At 72.7% G+C, this 16,313-nt stretch carries 15 protein-coding genes; 13 read left to right on the plus strand and 2 right to left on the minus strand.

Annotated features, from left to right (window positions below; all coding sequences use genetic code 11):
* Window positions 1-75: 75 nt before the first annotated feature.
* Window positions 76-1,209 carry a GAF domain-containing sensor histidine kinase gene (locus tag ABEA10_RS19335; protein ID WP_345465579.1) on the minus strand — a complete coding sequence of 378 codons (1,134 nt, stop codon included), beginning with the start codon at window positions 1,207-1,209 and terminating at the stop codon, window positions 76-78.
* A 278-nt stretch (window positions 1,210-1,487) separates the two neighbouring features.
* Between ABEA10_RS19335 and ABEA10_RS19340 the strand changes: the two genes are divergently transcribed.
* A complete protein-coding gene (locus tag ABEA10_RS19340; RefSeq protein ID WP_345465581.1) occupies window positions 1,488-2,660 on the plus strand; it encodes a hypothetical protein in 1,173 nt (390 codons plus the stop codon).
* Between the two features lie 55 nt (window positions 2,661-2,715).
* Here the strand turns inward: ABEA10_RS19340 and ABEA10_RS19345 are convergent, their stop codons facing one another.
* Window positions 2,716-2,904: a hypothetical protein gene (locus tag ABEA10_RS19345; protein ID WP_329247021.1), complete on the minus strand. Its 189-nt coding sequence runs from the start codon at window positions 2,902-2,904 to the stop codon at window positions 2,716-2,718.
* 410 nt (window positions 2,905-3,314) lie between these two features.
* Here ABEA10_RS19345 and ABEA10_RS19350 point away from each other — a divergent pair, with 410 nt between their 5' ends.
* The 12 genes from ABEA10_RS19350 (at window position 3,315) to ABEA10_RS19405 (ending at window position 16,300) form a co-directional block, all read left to right on the plus strand.
* Complete coding sequence (locus tag ABEA10_RS19350) at window positions 3,315-4,655, plus strand: hemolysin family protein (protein WP_345465583.1); 1,341 nt, start codon at window positions 3,315-3,317, stop codon at window positions 4,653-4,655.
* Window positions 4,652-5,668, plus strand: a complete 1,017-nt coding sequence (locus ABEA10_RS19355) for a hemolysin family protein (protein WP_345465586.1) — start codon at window positions 4,652-4,654, stop codon at window positions 5,666-5,668. The genes ABEA10_RS19350 and ABEA10_RS19355 overlap by 4 nt, the downstream gene beginning before the upstream one ends.
* Window positions 5,669-5,682: 14 nt before the next feature.
* Window positions 5,683-7,002: an acyltransferase family protein gene (locus ABEA10_RS19360; RefSeq protein ID WP_345465588.1), complete on the plus strand. Its 1,320-nt coding sequence runs from the start codon at window positions 5,683-5,685 to the stop codon at window positions 7,000-7,002.
* Window positions 7,003-7,348: 346 nt separating this feature from the next.
* A complete protein-coding gene (locus ABEA10_RS19365; protein ID WP_345465591.1) occupies window positions 7,349-8,002 on the plus strand; it encodes a hypothetical protein in 654 nt (217 codons plus the stop codon).
* Between the two features lie 56 nt (window positions 8,003-8,058).
* Window positions 8,059-8,892: a GntR family transcriptional regulator gene (locus ABEA10_RS19370; RefSeq protein ID WP_345465594.1), complete on the plus strand. Its 834-nt coding sequence runs from the start codon at window positions 8,059-8,061 to the stop codon at window positions 8,890-8,892.
* Window positions 8,893-8,978: 86 nt separating this feature from the next.
* The gene (locus ABEA10_RS19375; protein WP_345465596.1) at window positions 8,979-9,581 is read left to right on the plus strand and encodes a glucose-6-phosphate isomerase family protein; all 603 of its coding nucleotides are present in this window, start codon (window positions 8,979-8,981) and stop codon (window positions 9,579-9,581) included.
* Window positions 9,582-9,605: 24 nt separating this feature from the next.
* Complete coding sequence (locus tag ABEA10_RS19380; RefSeq protein WP_345465599.1) at window positions 9,606-10,646, plus strand: ABC transporter substrate-binding protein; 1,041 nt, start codon at window positions 9,606-9,608, stop codon at window positions 10,644-10,646.
* Window positions 10,643-12,193, plus strand: coding sequence for a sugar ABC transporter ATP-binding protein (locus ABEA10_RS19385; protein ID WP_345465600.1), 1,551 nt, complete (start codon window positions 10,643-10,645; stop codon window positions 12,191-12,193). The genes ABEA10_RS19380 and ABEA10_RS19385 overlap by 4 nt, the downstream gene beginning before the upstream one ends.
* The gene (locus ABEA10_RS19390) at window positions 12,190-13,224 is read left to right on the plus strand and encodes an ABC transporter permease (RefSeq protein ID WP_345465602.1); all 1,035 of its coding nucleotides are present in this window, start codon (window positions 12,190-12,192) and stop codon (window positions 13,222-13,224) included. Before ABEA10_RS19385 ends, ABEA10_RS19390 begins: the two co-directional genes overlap by 4 nt.
* A complete protein-coding gene (gene xylB / locus ABEA10_RS19395) occupies window positions 13,221-14,717 on the plus strand; it encodes a xylulokinase (RefSeq protein WP_345465604.1) in 1,497 nt (498 codons plus the stop codon). Before ABEA10_RS19390 ends, xylB begins: the two co-directional genes overlap by 4 nt.
* Window positions 14,710-15,675 (plus strand): NAD(P)-dependent oxidoreductase, encoded by a 966-nt coding sequence (locus tag ABEA10_RS19400; protein ID WP_345465607.1) that lies wholly within the window; start codon window positions 14,710-14,712, stop codon window positions 15,673-15,675. The genes xylB and ABEA10_RS19400 overlap by 8 nt, the downstream gene beginning before the upstream one ends.
* Window positions 15,668-16,300 (plus strand): bifunctional 4-hydroxy-2-oxoglutarate aldolase/2-dehydro-3-deoxy-phosphogluconate aldolase, encoded by a 633-nt coding sequence (locus ABEA10_RS19405; protein WP_345465609.1) that lies wholly within the window; start codon window positions 15,668-15,670, stop codon window positions 16,298-16,300. The genes ABEA10_RS19400 and ABEA10_RS19405 overlap by 8 nt, the downstream gene beginning before the upstream one ends.
* Window positions 16,301-16,313 lie beyond the last annotated feature (13 nt).

The raw sequence follows: 16,313 nt of genomic DNA on the forward strand, positions 1-16,313 counted from the left end.
CGCCCAGGGCCTGTCTCGACGCTCCACCGCGCGGGACAGGCCCTCACAGCTCCAGATCACCTGGTTCGTCCAGGGTCACGCGGAGTCGATCGGGATCGAGGCGGAGAACGTCGTGCCACGGCCCGGCGGGCTCGTGAGGCACACGCTCCCGCCGAGCGCCTCCACCCGGTCGCGCAGGCCGATGAGGCCCGTGCCCCGGGCGGGATCGGCCCCGCCGGTGCCGTCGTCTCGCACCGACAGCCACAGGACCGGCCCTTCCGTGCGAAGACCGACCCGGATCCGGCTCGGGTTCGCGTGCTTGACCGCGTTCGTCAGCGCCTCGCAGACCAGGTAGTACACCGTCACCTCGACGCGTTCTCCGAGCTGCCGGCCGACGTCCACGTCGAGCGTGACGGGTACGGCCGAACGGCGGGCGAGGGTGCCCAGGGCCGCTTCGAGTCCGCCCCGCGACAGGATCGCCGGGTGGATGCCCCGGGCGATCTCCCGGAGGTCGTCGACGATGCTCATCAGGCCGCTCACCGCCTGTGAGAGACGTTCCCTGAGACGCTCGTCCTCCGGCGACACCTCCGACTCGGCGAGCCGCAGCTCGATGCCGAGAGCGATGAGGCGCTGCTGCACGCCGTCGTGCAGGTCGCGCTCGATGCGACGCCGGGCCTCGTCGCCGGCCGCGACGACGCGGGCGCGCGACGCGGCGAGCTCGGCACGGCTCTCGATGCTCGTGATCGCGTTGGCCGCGAGGACGCCGAAGTCGTACATCCACACCGTCTCGTCGGCGCGCGTCTCGCCGCCGTCCCAGCAGGCGATCAGCAGACCCCACATGCGTCCCCGGACCACGATGGGGCTGCCCGCCGCCGAGCGGATGCGCCTGCTCCGTCCCGGCCCCTCGGACGGGTCGTACGTCCCGATCTGCACCACGGTGCGACCCGTCCGGAGCACTCGCTGCGGGATGCTCCCCTCCCGCAGCGGCCGGCGCTCGCCGACCGGCGGCCATACTCCCGGGTCGCGGTGCCGGCTCCATGAGCCGACGACGATCGCGGACTCGCTCTCATAGCGCTGTACCGCCGTGTGCTCGACCTTGAGGAGCGAGCCCATCTCGCTCGCGATCTCGTTGAACACCTCGGACGCCGGTGCCCCACGCGCGACGAGTGTCGCGACGTATCGCAGAGCGGCATGCGCCTCCACGCTCGCCCTGAGCTCGTCGTGGCTCATGGCACGGGAGCCTGGGCTCCCGCCTTCGAAGCGCTCCCGTTGCCCTGCCCACGGTCTCATCGATGTATCCCGTGATCAGCTGAGAATGGCTGAACCCGCACGGCCGCTTCTTCACTCTACGCCCGGCGGACCGGCGTGGGCCGGGCGCGCGCCTGCCGCCCCGGCGGATCGGCCACGGCACGGGACGGCGACGCTCAAGTTCTCCCCAGCAAAGGTTAATGAAACGTTAAATCGGCGTTCCTAGGCTGCTCAGACGGCTCGTGAGGTGAGGAGAGCATGTGAGTTCGGACGACCTTCAGGTGGCACCCGGCACCCGGCTGCTGCACATCGGTCCGCACAAGACCGGCACGACGGCTCTGCAAAGCGCCCTTCACACGGCCCGCGAACGCCTGGCCGACCACGGCGTGCTCTTCCCCGGCACCGGCCGGCATCCGATGGCCGCCGTCCACGCCGTCATCGGACGGCCGCCGCTGCTGGGGCACTCCAGGCCGAACCTCGACGCCTGGGACGGGCTGGTCGAGGAGGTGGCCGGCGCCGGCGCCGACCGGGCCGTGGTGAGCAGCGAGTTCTTCGCCGACGGCGACGACGACGCGGTGCCACGGATCGTCGAGGACCTGGGCGGCCCGAACGTGCACGTCGTCGTGACGCTGCGCCCGCTGGCCAAGATCCTGCCGTCACAGTGGCAGCAGTACGTCCAGAACGGCCTGCGGATGCGGTACGACGCCTGGCTCGACACCATGTTCAACAAACCGCCGCACACCGGACCAACGCCGACCTTCTGGCGGCGTCATCGACACGACGAACTCATCGGACGGTGGACCTCTGTCGTCGGTCCGGCGAACCTGACCGTCGTGGTGGTCGACCAGTCGCGGCCGGAGATGCTGCTGCGCACGTTCGAGTCGCTCCTGGGGGTGCCCGAGGGGATCCTGGTGGCGGAGCGGAGCCTGACCAATCGCTCGCTCACCTCCGGGGAGGCCGAACTCGTCAGGCTGCTCAACAAGGAGTTCCGGCGCCGCAAGTGGCCGGAGAAGGTGTACCCGCGGTTCATCAGGTACGGCGCGATCGCCCAGATGCGCGCGTCGCACGAGCCGCTCCCCGAAGAGCACCGGATCACCACCCCGGCCTGGGCCCTGGAGCGGGCGGCCGAGATCGGCGCCGAGGCGGCGGAGGCCATCACGCGGCTGGGCGTACGCGTCGTCGGCGACCTCTCCAGCCTGGGCCGGACGCCGCCGGGCGACGCGCGCCCGCCGGCCGCCACCGGCACGCCGCTGGTGTCGCCCGACGCCGCGTGTCAGGCCATCATCGGTGCCATCGCCGCCAGCGGAGCGGCCGAAGGAACGCCGGCCGTCGAAGACCTGCAGGTGCGGGACGCGGACGCCGCCACGCTCGTCCGCGTCCTGAAGAACCGCGGCCTGCGCCGTGCTCGCAGGTCGTTGCGCCGTGGCCGATGAGCGGCGCAGGCCGGGTCACTTCATCACGTGGCCAGGCGCTTCGGCGCCAGGCGGATCAACGGCGATGCAGTACGGGCCAGGCGTGATCGACGAAATCACCGACGACGAGCAGGCCGTTGAAGGTCCAGAAGGTCATGGCGGCACGGACGTTACGCTGCCGGCGCATGGCGGATCGCCATGCGAGGCCGGCCCGTGGCTCCGCCCACGACCGGTGGGAGAACTCCTCGACCTGAGTGCGCGGCACGAGCGACTCGCCCCCTTTCGCAGAGTCTCGTGGTGGCCAGGTGGTTCGCGCGGAAACGTTGCTGAGGTGGTCCTCGGGGGCGTCGCTGTCGCAACGCCGATGATTCGCGGTGCTCGGTTGTGTCGCTGGTTGGATACCCGTGTGAGCCGTCGGCGGCCGTTTCTCCCCGTTTCGCGAAGACGATCTCGTTCTTTTGACGGTCACGCCTTGCTGAAGGTTCAGTCTATTTCCGCTACTTCTACAAGTCGACGGATATTCGAGGCCGCCGCTCTCGCGGCCTGAAGTGCGGCGATGAAGCGTCACGGCGGTACTCTTCAAGAGAACGTGCCGCTCCGCCGTCGAACGGCTCTGAACGGGAGGAGTTCGGTGTCCGCTTCGTCGGACCCCGGTCATAGACCCGGGACCGGGTCATGCTGAGCGCGCTGACGGGGCTCGCCGCCGTGCTGGCCCTGACCGTCGCGACGGGCTACTTCGTCGCTCAGGAGTTCTCCTTCGTCACCGCCGACCGGTCCCGGCTCGACGCGGACGCCCGGCGCGGTGACACGCGGGCGCGGCGCGCTCTGGCCGTGATGGGGCGGCTGTCCTTCATGCTGTCCGGCGCGCAGCTGGGCATCACCATCACCGCACTGGTCGTGGGGTTCATCGCCGAACCCGCGACGGCCGCGGTGATCGAACCGGTCCTCGACGCGCTCGGCGTGCCGGGCACGGCCGTGGGCCCCGCCGCCCTGGCGCTCGGCTTCGTCCTGGCCACCGTCGTGCAGATGGTCCTCGGCGAGCTGCTGCCCAAGAACCTCGCGCTCGCCCGCGCCGAGCCCCTGGCGAAGGCCCTGGCCGCCTCGACGCTGGTCTATCTGGCCGTCGCCGGCCCGGTGATCCGGCTGTTCGACACCGCCGCCACCCGGCTGCTGCGCCTGGTCGGAGTGGAGCCGGTCGAAGAGCTCTCCCACGGGGCGACGCTGACCGAGCTCGGCGACATCATCGGCGAGTCCCACCGGTCCGGCCGGATCCCCGACGACCTGTCGGTACTGCTCGAACGCGCGCTGACCTTCGGCGAGCGCACCGCCGCGGAGGTCATGGTGCCGCGCCCCGACGTCATCGCCGTTCCCGCCGGCGCCACCGTCGCCCGCCTCAAGGAGCGGATCGCCGAGACCGGCTACACGAACTACCCCGTCTACGACCAGGACATCGACGACGTGATCGGCATCGCCGGGGTACGGGAGATCGCGCCGCCCGGCACCGTCGACGACCGGCTCGTCGCCGACCTCGTACGCCCGGCGCTCCTGCTGCCCGCCACCGTTCCCCTGCACCTGGTCCTCGGCCGGATGCGCGACGCGCACGAGGAGTTCGCCGCGGTCGTCGACGAGTACGGCGGGCTCGCCGGCATCCTCACGTTCGAGGACATCGCCGAGCAGCTCGTCGGCCAGATCGCCGACGAGAACGACGCCCTGGCGCCCACCCCGGCGCCGGCGGCGGGTGGCGTCTGGAGGCTGCCGGCCACGCTGCGGATCGCCCAGGTACGCGACGTCACCGGCCTGGCGCTCCCCGACGACCCGGCCTACGACAGTCTCAGCGGCCTGTTCATGGCCCATCTGGGCCGGCTGCCCCGGATCGGCGACCGCGTCGAGGTCGCGGTGGAGCCCCGGCACGGTCCGTCGGCGCGCGCCGAGCTGGAGGTGCTCAGCGTACGCAGGCGCGTGCCCCGCACCATCGCGATGCGCCTGCTGTCCACGGCACGCGAGGAGAGCCGATGAACCTGCCGGCCTCCCTGTCGATCACGATCCTGCTGCTGGCGGGCAACGCCTTCTTCGTCGGCGCCGAGTTCGCGCTCGTCGCCGCGCGGCGCGTACGGCTGGAGCGCGACGCCGCCCGCGGCAGCCGTACGGCCAGGGCCGCGGTCGCCGGAATCGACGAGCTGTCCCTCATGCTCGCCGGAGCACAGCTCGGCATCACCATGTGCTCGCTGGGCCTCGGCGCCGTCACCGAACCGGCGTTCGAGCACGTCCTCAACCCTCCGCTGGAGGCCGTCGGCGCCCCCGGGGCGGTGCGTCACCCGATCGCGTTCGTCGTCGCGCTGGCCGTCGTGACCTTCCTGCACATGGTCGTCGGCGAGATGGTGCCCAAGTCCTGGGCCATCACCGACCCCGAGCGTTCCGCCCGGACGCTCGCCGTGCCCTTCCGCGCCTTCACCCGGATCGCGCGGCCGCTGATCACCGTGCTCAACGGCGCCACGACCGCGCTGGTACGGCTGGTCCGGGTCCGCCCACCGGACGAAGCCGAGTCCCACGCCGACCCGCAGCGCCTGTCCCATCTGATCACCGAGTCACGCCGCCTCGGGCTGATCGGCCGGGCCGAGCACGCCCTTCTCGGCCGGGCCATCGCCACGCACGAGGCCACCATCGGCCACCTGATCGTCCCGGCCGACGACGTCGCCGCCGTGCCCGCCGACGCCGACGCCGAGCGCATCCGCCGTACCTCGGCCGACCGCGGGCACACCCGGATCCTCGTCCGCGCCGACGGCCGGGAAGTCGTCGGCATGCTCCACGTACGCGAGGCCGTCACCGGTCCTACCGCGAACGGGCGCGCCGCCGACATGATGTACTCCGTTCCGACCCTCCCTCCCGACTGCGGGGTGCTCGACGCTCTCACCACCATGCGGAACTCCCGCGCCCAGCTCGCCGTCGTCGCCACCGCCGACAACCCCTTCATCGGCCTGGTCAGTCTCGATGACCTGCTCAGCGAACTGCTGACCGCCAACCCCCACTGACCGGATCTCCGCTGATGAACCGAGTTCCTCTGCCCTCGCGCCGCGCCGGGCCCGCCGCCGCGGGCGCGCCCAAGCGCCTGGCCTGGCTGGACCTGCTCCGCGGGATCGCGGCGATGGTCGTCGCCCTCCACCACGCCACCTACTACTTCACGCCCGACTGGCGGGCCGGCCTGCGGCTGTGGTTCGACCCCGGCCTGTACGGCGTGCTGGTGTTCTTCCTCGTCAGCGGCTACATCATCCCCGCATCCCTCGAACGGCACGGTCAGGTGCGGGGCTTTTGGATCAGTCGGCTGCTGCGCATCTACCCGCTGCTGACGGTCGCGTGCGCGATCACCGTGCTGCCGTTCGTGCTCGGCGTACGCGGGCTGCGGGCGGGGCTGGAGCAGTATCGGCCCGCGACCGCCGTCCTGGCGCATCTGACGATGTTGCAGGACGTGCTCGCCGTGCCGAACGTCATCAACGTCCTGTGGACGCTGTCGTACGAGATGGCCTTCTACCTGCTGGTCGTCGCGCTGTTCGTGGTCGGCGTCCACCGGCGCTCGGCGCCCGTCGCGCTCCTCCTGGTGGCGGGCGCCGTGGTGGTCGGCGGGCTGCTGCCGATGGCGGCCCTGTCGACCAGGGTGGGCGTCGGGCCGATCGTCGCGATCGCCGCGCTGACCATGGCCTCCGCCATCCTCGCGGCCGTCTCGTCCCGGCCGGCGCTGCGCATCGCGGGCGGGCTGCTCGGCGGCGCGCTGGCCCTCACCCTGGTCGGCGTGAACAGCCGGGTCGGCGCGTGGCAGGGCCTGGCCATCCTCGCGGTGATGTTCACCGGCACCGTCCTCTACCGCGCCGAGCACGGTCAGATTCGCCGGCGCACGGCCGCGGCGACGACCGTTCTCGTGCTGGCCGGCGCCGTCGCCGCGGCCGTCTGGCACGCCGACGTCAGCATGTCGAAGGCGCAGGCGGACGCCTTCGGCACCTACTGGACCGGCTCGATCGTGCTGGCGGCCGTGACGTTCGCGGCGGCGTGGGCGCTGCGTCACCGTCGCATCCCCGGCCGGCTCGCCGGGCTGGGGAAGATCAGCTTCTCCCTGTACCTCCTCCATCCCGTGCTGCTGATGATCTCCGACCAGCTCGGCGGCACACCGGAACACGACGACGTCCTCCGTCTTGCCGTCTTCGTCCTCGTGCTCATCGGGGTCAGCTCGCTCACCTACCGCTACGTCGAAGCGCCCTGCCAACGCCTCGGACGCCGTCTCACCCGCCGCTCGCGCGACGCCCGCCCGGGGTCCCCCGCCGCCCCCGCGCCACCGCCGGAGGAGTCGCGCCCGGCCCCGGAGCCAAGCCACTAGCCTGCGGACATGCGGGCACCGGCGAAGGCTGATCTGACGGGACGGGCGCGGCTGCGCCAGGCGGCGCTGAAGCTGTTCGCCGAGCACGGGTCCGAGAGTGCGGAGAAGCGCGACCTGATGACCTCGCTGGGCGAGGTCTCCGCCCGGCTGTTCGGCTCGGACCCGGTGCTGCGCGGCTACCTGCGCCACGCCCTGCTGGAGGACGGCGCGACGGGCGCGGCCCTGTTCGGACACCTCCTGCGCAGCTCCCTGCGGCGGCCCTGTTCGGACACCTCCTGCGCGGCGCCCGCAGGGAGCTGCGCAGGCTGTCGGAGGCGCACGGCGGGCAGCCTCCGGCGGACGACGAATGGGCGCCGGTCCAGACTTCGCCGACGTGTACCTCGGCCTGGGCGACCGGCCCGCGGACTGGAGCGGGCCGAGCCGGCCCGACCTGCAGTTCGGACACCTGTGGTTCATCCAGAACCTGCTCGCCTACAGCCTCCTGTACCTGCTGTGCCGTCAGGCCGCCCGGCTGCTGTCACGGGGGCGCGACGGCGCTCGCCCGGCGCGTCCCGTTCCCGGTCATCGGGCGCTGATCCTGCTCACCCTGGCGGTGGCCGCGGCCACGTACGTCATCCGGCTGCGCCACCCGCTGGACACCTGGGTGCCCGTGCTCGACTTCCTGCAGGTCGAGCCCGCCCGGGTGCCGCAGTACGCGACCTTCTTCACCCTCGGCGTGCTCGCCGGCCGTTACGGATGGCTGGAACGCTTCCCCGCCCGTACGGGATGGATCTGGCTGGCCGGCGGCCTGGGCGGGTCCGCCCTGCTGTACGCGGTCGGATCGGACGCCCCGTGCTTCATCGTCCACCTCCCCCTCGTGGTCGTCCTGCAGTACGCGCCGGCCGGCCGGGGCCTGCCCGCGCTCGCCGCCTGGGGCCTGGTGTCGGTGGTCGCGGTGGTGACCGCGTTCCCGCTGGCCGCGGGGCTGCGCCGCCTCCCGGGCGCCCGCCGGGTGCTGTGAACGCGCAACGGGCGGGCTTTGTCATCCTGACATGACAGCATGCGATACTGGCCTGCATGGCAGAGGGGCGCATCGACCGGCGATCGCCGTTGCCGTACTACGCGCAGCTGAAGCAGCTGCTCATCCAGCGGCTGGACACCGAGATCGAGGCCGGCGCACGGCTGCCGGGCGAGATGGCGCTGTGCGACGAGTACGGCGTGTCCCGCACGGTCGTCCGGCAGGCGCTGGACGAGCTCGAGGAGGACGGGCGGATCGTCCGCCGCAAGGGCCAGGGCACCTTCGCCGCCGCGCGCAAGACCGACGAGACGCTCTTTCAGTCCCTGACCGGGCTCTATGAGGACGTCACGGCGCGCGGCGACGAGCTGCGCAGCCGGGTGCTCGCCCTCGACGCGGTGCCCGCGCCGGCCGACGTCGCCGCCGCGCTCGAGCTGGCAGAGGCCGACCAGGTCATCTACCTGGAGCGCCTGCGTTACGTCGGGGGCGAGCCGTGGGTGCTCGCCCGCACGTACCTGCCGATCGACGTCGCTCCCGGCATCCTGAGCGAGGACTTCACCCGCCAGTCCCTGTACGGCCTGCTGGAGGACAAGTACGGCGTCGAGCTCGACCACGGGCGCCGCCTCGTGGAGGCGATCCCGGCGACCGCGCCCCTGGCGGAGGCCCTCGGTGTCCGGCCGCGCGACCCGGTGCTGCTCCTGCGCAGCACCGCCTGGGACGTCACGGGCCGTCCCGTCGAGTACTTCGTCGCCTACCACCGGGGGGACCGCAGCCGGTTCCAGGTGAGCCTCCGGCGGCGGCGCGAACGGCAGAGCACCGTGCCGAACATGATCGTGCACGACGACCCGCCGGTGCCGTCCGGCAAGGGCGCCCACACGCCGAAGCACGCTTCCTGACCCCTCGACCGCACGGGCATCACCGACGATGAGACATCGTCGCAGCTATTGACATCCTGTAATTACAGGACGACAGTATCCCTACCTTGGTCGAGGAGGGATACACCGTGCCACCGTTCGCGACTCCACCGGTCCCGCCGATGCATGTCGGCTTCGACGACCGCTCCGGGGGGATGAGTCCTTCCGGCCCGGTGCTCGTCCGCAGGATGTCCGACCTCCGCGGCCTGTACGCCGACCAGGCCGCCTGGACCGCCGCGCTGGAGTCCGACGACGTCGTCTACGAGGTCGCCTCGTCCCCGGTGCCGGAGCTGGAAGGCGAGCTGCCGCAGTCGATCACCACGATCCTCCCCGGCCGGGTCGGCGGTGAGTTCCACATGACCAAGGGGCACATGCACACGCGGCCGCGCGGCGAGATCTACCTGGGCCTGTCCGGTCTGGGCGGCCTGCTCCTGTTCGACGGTGAACGACCCCAGTGGATCGAGATGCGGCCCGGCTCGATCGGCTACATCCCTCCGCACTGGGCGCACCGCAGCGTCAACGTCGGCGACGAGCCGTACCGGTTCCTCGCCGTCTACCCCGGCGACTCCGGCCACGACTACGGCTGGGTGGCCGAGCACGGGATGGGCCACCGCGTCTTCCACGGCTCCGGCGGTCCCGAACTGCGCCCCTTCACCTTCCCTGCCGGCTGATCAGCAACGACCCGAGGAACACTCATGGCGCGCATCCGTTACGTCTCATCCGGAGTCGCGACCGCGATCGCTCTCATCGCGATCGGGGCCGGACTCACCATCGGCAAGGTCGCGTTCGCGGGGGACTCCGGTGACACGGGCCCGGGCACGAGCCCGGTCGCCGGACGCAAGATCGACGTCATCACCAAGGCGACCGACTCGGAGTTCTGGCAGTCGATGCTGGCCGGGTCGAAGAAGGCGGGCGCCGACTACGGCATCCGGCTCGGGCTGTTCGGCCCGACGTCGGAGACCGACATCGACGGCCAGGTCAAGCTGGTGGAGAACTCCATCTCCCGCGGCGTCGACGCCATCGTCCTCGCCTCCAACTCCTCCAGCGCCCTCAACGGCGTCGTCGACCGGGCCCGCAAGCGCGGCATCAAGGTCGTCACGGTCGACAACGCGATCAGCACCGACTCCGAGGGCTTCATCGGCACCGACAACATCAAGGCCGGTGAGCAGGCGGGCCAGCGCATGTGCGAGCTGCTGAAGGACAAGGGCCACCCGGACGGCAAGGTCCTGCACGAGAGTTCGGTCTCCGGCCAGCAGGTGCTGGTGGACCGCTTCACCGGCTTCAAGAAGGGGCTGGCCGAGGGCTGCCCGAAGGCCCAGATCAGCCAGACGCTGGTCAACGACAACGACCCCAACAAGGCGCTGGGCCAGGTCGGTGACGTGCTCACCTCCAAGCCCGACGTCGTCGGGATCTTCGCCGACAACAACGTCTCCGGCACCGGCGCCGCCCGCGCGGTCAAGGAGAAGAACGCGGCCGACCGGGTGGTGAGCATCGCGTTCGACTCCGACCCGGCCGAGGTGGACGGCGTCCGCGCCGGCACGCTCAGCGCGATCGTGGTGCAGAACCCGTTCTTCTTCGGCTACCAGGGTGTGGTCGAGGCGGCCATGGCGGTGCGCGGCAGCACGCCCCCGCTGAACATCGACCCCGGCGCCGTACTGATCGACAAGTCCCTCGTGGACAAGGCCCAGTTCGCCCAGCTGCTGAACCCGCCGAAGACCTCCGGGGCGCACGGGTGAGCGGCGGGACGGCCGATCCGGTGCTGAGCCTGCGCGGGATCGGCAAGAGCTTCGGGCCGGTCCGCGCGCTGGACGGGATCGACCTGGACGTCCTGCCCGGCACCGTGCACTGCGTCGCCGGGGAGAACGGGGCGGGCAAGTCCACCCTGATGAAGATCCTCACCGGGGCGGTCCACCGGGACGCCGGCGAGTACACGCTCCAGGGCGAGCCGATGCGACGGATGCTGACGCCGGTGGAGGCGCGGAACTCCGGGATCGGCGTGGTGTACCAGGAGCTCAGCCTGCTCACCGACCTGTCCGTCGCCGACAACCTGTGCATGGGCGCGTTCCCCTCGCGCGCCGGCCTGGTCGACCGGCGGCGGCAGCGGTCCCTGGTCCACGCGATGCTCGACCGCGTCGGCCTGGTCGGCCTGGATCCGCGGCGGACGGTCGCGGACCTGCCGACGGCGACGCGGCAGCTCGTGGAGATCGCCCGGGTGCTGTCCAACGACGCGAAGGTCGTGATCTTCGACGAGCCGACGACGGCGCTGTCGCCCGAAGAGGCCGACGCCCTGCTGGCGCGCGTGGCCGCACTGCGGGAGGAGGGCGTCGCGGTGCTGTACATCACGCACCGCATCGAGGAGATGTTCCAGGTCGGCGACACCGTGACGGTGCTGCGCGACGGCACCCACGTGCACACCGGCCCGCTCGCGAACCAGGACGAGGACTCGCTGATCGCCATGATGGTCGGCCGGGCCATCGCCAACCTGTACCCCGGCCGTCGGCCCGAGCCCTCCGGCGCGGACGCCCGGCTGGAGGTGCGCGGCCTGCGCCCGGAGGGGTTCCCCGCCCCGGTCGACCTGTCCGTACGCGCCGGCGAGGTGGTCGGTGTCGCCGGGCTGCTCGGGTCCGGGCGCAGCGAGCTGCTGCGCGCGATCTTCGGCGCGGACCCGGTCGGCGGAGGCCGGGTCCTGGTGGACGGACGCCCGGTGCCGAGGGGATCGACGCGGGCGGCGGCCCGCCGGGGCATCGGGCTGCTCACCGAGGACCGCAAGGAGTCGGGCCTGCTGCCCGAGCTCAGCATCGAGGAGAACATCGCGATCGCGAGCTGGCGCCGGGCGGGCGTCCGCGGTCTCGTCCACCGCCGGCGCGTCCGCGACCACGTGGAGGCCGCCGCCGACGGCCTGCGCCTGCGGTTCGGCGCGTGGACCGACCCGGTCGCCTCGCTGTCCGGGGGCAACCAGCAGAAGGTCCTGATCGCGCGCTGGCGCGCGCTGGACGCCAAGGTGCTCCTCCTGGACGAGCCCACCAAGGGCGTCGACGTCGGCGCCAAGGCCGACATCTACCGGATCATCGCCGACCTGGCCGCCTCCGGGCTGGCGATCGTCGTGGTCTCGTCGTACCTGCCTGAGCTGCTCGGCCTGTGCGACCGCGTGGTCGTGGTCAGCGAGCGGCGGCTCGTCGGCGAGCTGAGCGCCGAAGAGGCGTCCGAGGAGCGGGTCCTGGCCCTGGCCAGCCCGCGCGGCGCCGACGACAGGCCCGACCTCAACCCCCTGGAGTCCTCATGACAGACGTCACCGGTGCGCCGCCGGCCGGGTCACGCCGCAAGGCCCGCCCCGAACCGGACGAGAGTGAGATCCTGCGGCTCGGGCAGGTGTTCAACCGCGGGCTCGGCGGGATCCCGGTGCTGCTCATCCTCGCGTTCGCGCTCAGCCTGTCCACCGACGTCTTCCTCACCGGCACCAACCTGGACAACCTCGGCCGCCAGGTCTCCATCTACGCCATCCTCGGCATCGGTGAGCTGCTGGTCATCCTCACCGCCGGCATCGACCTGTCGGTCGGGTCGGTCGTCGGCCTCTCGGGCATCGTCGCCGCCAAGGCGGTCTTCGACACCACCGGCGGGGGATCCGTCGTGTGGGCCGTCGTGCTCGCGCTCGCGGTCGGCGCGCTCGCCGGACTGATCAACGGGGTGCTCGTCGCCATCGTCCGGCTTCCCCCGTTCATCGTGACGCTGGGCATGATGGGGATCGCCCGGGGCGCCACGCTGCTGCTGACGGGCGGCCGGACCGTGCAGCCGCTGCCCGACGGGTTCTCCTCGATCGCGGAGGGCTCGCTGTTCGGCGTGGCCGACCTGACCTGGCTGATGCTCATCGTCACCGTCGTCGTGGCCTTCTTCCTGCGCCGTACGGTCTGGGGCCGTTACCTGTACGCCGTCGGGTCGAGCGCGGAGTCCGCGCGGCTGACCGGGGTGCCGGTCCGCGCCGTGCAGATCACCGCGTACACCCTGTCCGGGCTGCTCGCCGCGCTCGCCGGCGTGCTGCTGGCCTCCCGGCTCGGCAACGGCGTGCCCACGGCCGGCACCGGGTACGAACTGCAGGCGATCGCGGCCTGCGTGATCGGCGGCGCGAGCCTGTTCGGGGCGCGCGGTACGGCGCTCGGCGCGCTCGTCGGCGCGCTGGTCGTCGGGCTGCTCGACAACGGCGGCACGCTGCTCGGCATCGATCCGTTCTGGCTGCAGATCCTCACCGGCGTGCTGATCCTCGCCGCGGTCGCCGCCGAGCACCTGCGGAACCTGCGCGGCGCCGGAGGCAACGGATGATCGTCGCGCACGACCTGGGCACGACCGGGGACAAGGCCTCTCTTCACCACGACGACGGGCGTCTGGCCGCCGCGGTGACGGTGCGGTACGACACGCGCTTCGCCGACGGCGGCGTCGCCGAGCAGGATCCGCACGACTGGTGGGACGCCGTGTGCGCGGCGACCCGGCGGCTGCTCGCGGACACCGGCACCTCCCCGTCGGCGGTGCGCGCCGTCTCCTTCAGCGGGCAGATGATGGGCGCGGTCCTGCTGGACGCCGCCCATCGCCCGGTGCGCCCCGCGCTGATCTGGGCCGACCACCGCAGCACCGCGCAGGCCGAGCGGCTGGAGCAGGCGCTCGGCGCCGAGGAGGCCTACCGGCTGCTCGGGCACCGGATCCATCCCACGTACTCCCTCGCGAAGATCCTGTGGGTGCGCGACCACGAGCCGGAGGTGTTCGCGCGGGTCGCGCACGTCTGCCTCGCCAAGGACTACGTGGTCCACCGGCTGACCGGCCGCCTCGTCACCGACCCGTCCGACGCGTCCAGCACGAACGCCTACGACCAGGCGGCGGGCGCGTGGTCGGAGCGGGTGCTGTCGGCGGCCGGGCTCGATCCCGGCCTGTTCCCGCCGATCGTGCCCGCCACCACAGTCGCCGGCGAGCTGGGCGCGCGGGCCGCCGGCGACGTCGGGCTGGCACCCGGCACCCCCGTCGTGCTGGGCGGCGGGGACGGCCCGCTCGCGGCGCTCGGCGCCGGCGTGATCGGGCCGGAGGACGGCGCGTACACCTATCTGGGCTCCTCGTCGTGGGTGTCGCTGTCGGCGGACCGGCCGCTGCACGATCCGCGGCTGCGCACGATGACGTTCGACCACGTGGTGCCCGGGCGGTACGTCCCGACCGCGACGATGCAGACCGGCGGCGCCTCCTTCGAGTGGGCGGCCGAGGTGCTGCGGCCCGGCGGGGACCCGGCGCGGTTCGAGGAACTGACCGCCGCGGCGGCGGACGCCGACACCCGCGGCCTGTACTTCCTGCCGCACCTGCTCGGCGAGCGGTCGCCGTACTGGAACGCGTCGGCCCGCGGGGTGTTCCTCGGCCTGGCGCGTCACCACGGGCCCGGCCACCTGGTCCGCGCGGTCCTCGAAGGCGTGGCGTTCAACCTGTTCACCTGCGTCCAGGCCTTCCGCGAGGCGGGTCATCCGGTCGACCGGGTCGACGCGATCGGCGGCGGCGCGTCCAGCGACCTGTGGCTCCAGGTGCTCGCCGACGTGTGGGGCACGACCGTACGCCGGCGGCGCATCGGCGAGGAGGCCAACAGCCTGGGCGCGGCGGTCACGGCGGCGGTCGGCGCCGGGCTCGTGCCGGGGTTCGAGGTCGCCCGCGACCTGTCGGACGTGTCGGCCGAGTTCGTCCCGGACGACGCGCGCCACCGTGACTACCGCGAGCGCCACGCGGCGTTCCTGGACGCGTACGAGCGGCTGGAGCCGTGGTTCGACCGGGAGAACGCCCATGGCTGAGCCGTCCGGAACGGTCCTGGTCACCTCCCGGTCCTTCGGCAGCGGCACCCGCCCGTACGAGGAGGAGCTCACCCGCGCCGGGCTCCGCGTCGTCCGCGGTTCCCCCGTCCACGACCTCGCCGAGCTGAAGTCCGCGCTGGCCGAGGCGACGGCGTGGATCGCGGGCGTCGCGCCGATCACCGACGCCCACCTCGCCGCCGCGCCCCGTCTGCGGATCATCGCGCGGTACGGCGTGGGCGTGGACGCCGTCGACCTCGCCGCGGCGGCGCGGCGCGGCGTCACGGTGACCAACACGCCCGGCGCGAACAGCGAGGCCGTCGCCGACCTGGCCGTCGTGCTGCTGCTCGCCGCCCTGCGCGGGGTCGTTCCCGGCGACCGCCGCGTGCGGGCCGGGGACTGGCGGCCGTCGCGGGGCCACGAGCTCGGCGCGCTCACCGTCGGCGTCGTCGGGCTCGGCCGGGTCGGCCGCGGAGTCGCGCGGCGCCTGGGCGGCTTCGGCGCACGGGTCCTGGCCTGCGATCCGTACGTGGCCGCGTCCGAGGGCATCGAACTCGCCGACCTGGCGACGCTCGCCCGTGAGTGCCACGCCGTGTCGCTCCACGCGCCGGGCGGCTCGACGCTCATCGACGCGGACTGGCTGGCGCGGATCCGGCCGGGCGCCGTGCTGGTCAACACCGCGCGTGCCGACCTCGTGGACGAGGACGCCGTGGCCCGGGCCCTGCGCGCCGGCCGGCTCGCGGCGTACGCCACCGACACCCTCGCCGGCGAGGGCCACGTGGGCGGCGCGCTGCTCGACGAGGACCTCGCCGACCGCGTCGTCGTCACCCCGCACATCGGCGCCCACACCGTCGAGGCGGTGGACCGCATGGGTCTGGGCGCCACCACCGCCGTCCTGGACGCGCTGTCCGGACGCACACCCGCGAACGTCGTGACCGACAGGGGGATCTGTAATGGCTGATATCGAGGAACTGCGCGCGACCGGTGTGGTCGCCGTACTGCGGGCGCCGACGCCGGAGAGCGCACTGACCTGCGTGTCCGCGCTGATCGAAGGCGGCGTCACCGGCATCGAGATCACCTACTCGACGCCCGATGCCGCCGCGGTGATCGAGCGCGTCCGCCGGGACCATCCCGGCGCGTACGTCGGAGCGGGCACCGTGACAACGCCCGAGCAGGCCAGGGCCGCGGCCGACGCGGGCGCCCGGTTCCTGGTCAGCCCCGGAACCAGCGACGACCTCGCCCGCGCGATGTTCGACACCGGACTCACCACGCTGCTCGGCGCGCTGACGCCCGGTGAACTGATGCACGCGGTCGCCCTCGGCGCCCACGCCGTGAAGATCTTCCCCGCGTCGCTGGGCGGCCCGGCGTACCTGAAGGCGCTGCGCGGCCCCTTCCCCGACGTGCCGCTGATGCCGACCGGCGGCGTCGGCGCGGACAACCTGGCCGACTGGCTGGCCGCCGGGGCGTTCGCGGTCGGCGCCGGCGGCGAGCTGTGCCCGTCGGGCGCGATCGCCGCGGGCGACCGCGCCGAGATCACCACCCGGGCCCGCGCGTTCACCGCGGCGCTCGCCGCCGCGCGCCGATGACGGCCGTCACCGG

Source organism: Actinoallomurus oryzae (assembly GCF_039541955.1).
In the GTDB taxonomy this organism is placed as follows: domain Bacteria; phylum Actinomycetota; class Actinomycetes; order Streptosporangiales; family Streptosporangiaceae; genus Actinoallomurus; species Actinoallomurus oryzae.

What these genes read in the sequence shown, in the direction of transcription:
- ABEA10_RS19365 (WP_345465591.1), top strand. Translation starts at nt 7,349, where the DNA reads ATGGGCGCCGGTCCAGACTTCGCCGACGTGTACCTCGGCCTGGGCGAC.
- ABEA10_RS19380 (WP_345465599.1), top strand. Translation starts at nt 9,606, where the DNA reads ATGGCGCGCATCCGTTACGTCTCATCCGGAGTCGCGACCGCGATCGCT.
- ABEA10_RS19370 (WP_345465594.1), top strand. Translation starts at nt 8,059, where the DNA reads ATGGCAGAGGGGCGCATCGACCGGCGATCGCCGTTGCCGTACTACGCG.
- ABEA10_RS19355 (WP_345465586.1), top strand. Translation starts at nt 4,652, where the DNA reads ATGAACCTGCCGGCCTCCCTGTCGATCACGATCCTGCTGCTGGCGGGC.
- ABEA10_RS19350 (WP_345465583.1), top strand. Translation starts at nt 3,315, where the DNA reads ATGCTGAGCGCGCTGACGGGGCTCGCCGCCGTGCTGGCCCTGACCGTC.
- xylB (WP_345465604.1), top strand. Translation starts at nt 13,221, where the DNA reads ATGATCGTCGCGCACGACCTGGGCACGACCGGGGACAAGGCCTCTCTT.
- ABEA10_RS19405 (WP_345465609.1), top strand. Translation starts at nt 15,668, where the DNA reads ATGGCTGATATCGAGGAACTGCGCGCGACCGGTGTGGTCGCCGTACTG.
- ABEA10_RS19360 (WP_345465588.1), top strand. Translation starts at nt 5,683, where the DNA reads ATGAACCGAGTTCCTCTGCCCTCGCGCCGCGCCGGGCCCGCCGCCGCG.
- ABEA10_RS19390 (WP_345465602.1), top strand. Translation starts at nt 12,190, where the DNA reads ATGACAGACGTCACCGGTGCGCCGCCGGCCGGGTCACGCCGCAAGGCC.
- ABEA10_RS19335 (WP_345465579.1), bottom strand. Translation starts at nt 1,209, where the DNA reads ATGAGCCACGACGAGCTCAGGGCGAGCGTGGAGGCGCATGCCGCTCTG.
- ABEA10_RS19400 (WP_345465607.1), top strand. Translation starts at nt 14,710, where the DNA reads ATGGCTGAGCCGTCCGGAACGGTCCTGGTCACCTCCCGGTCCTTCGGC.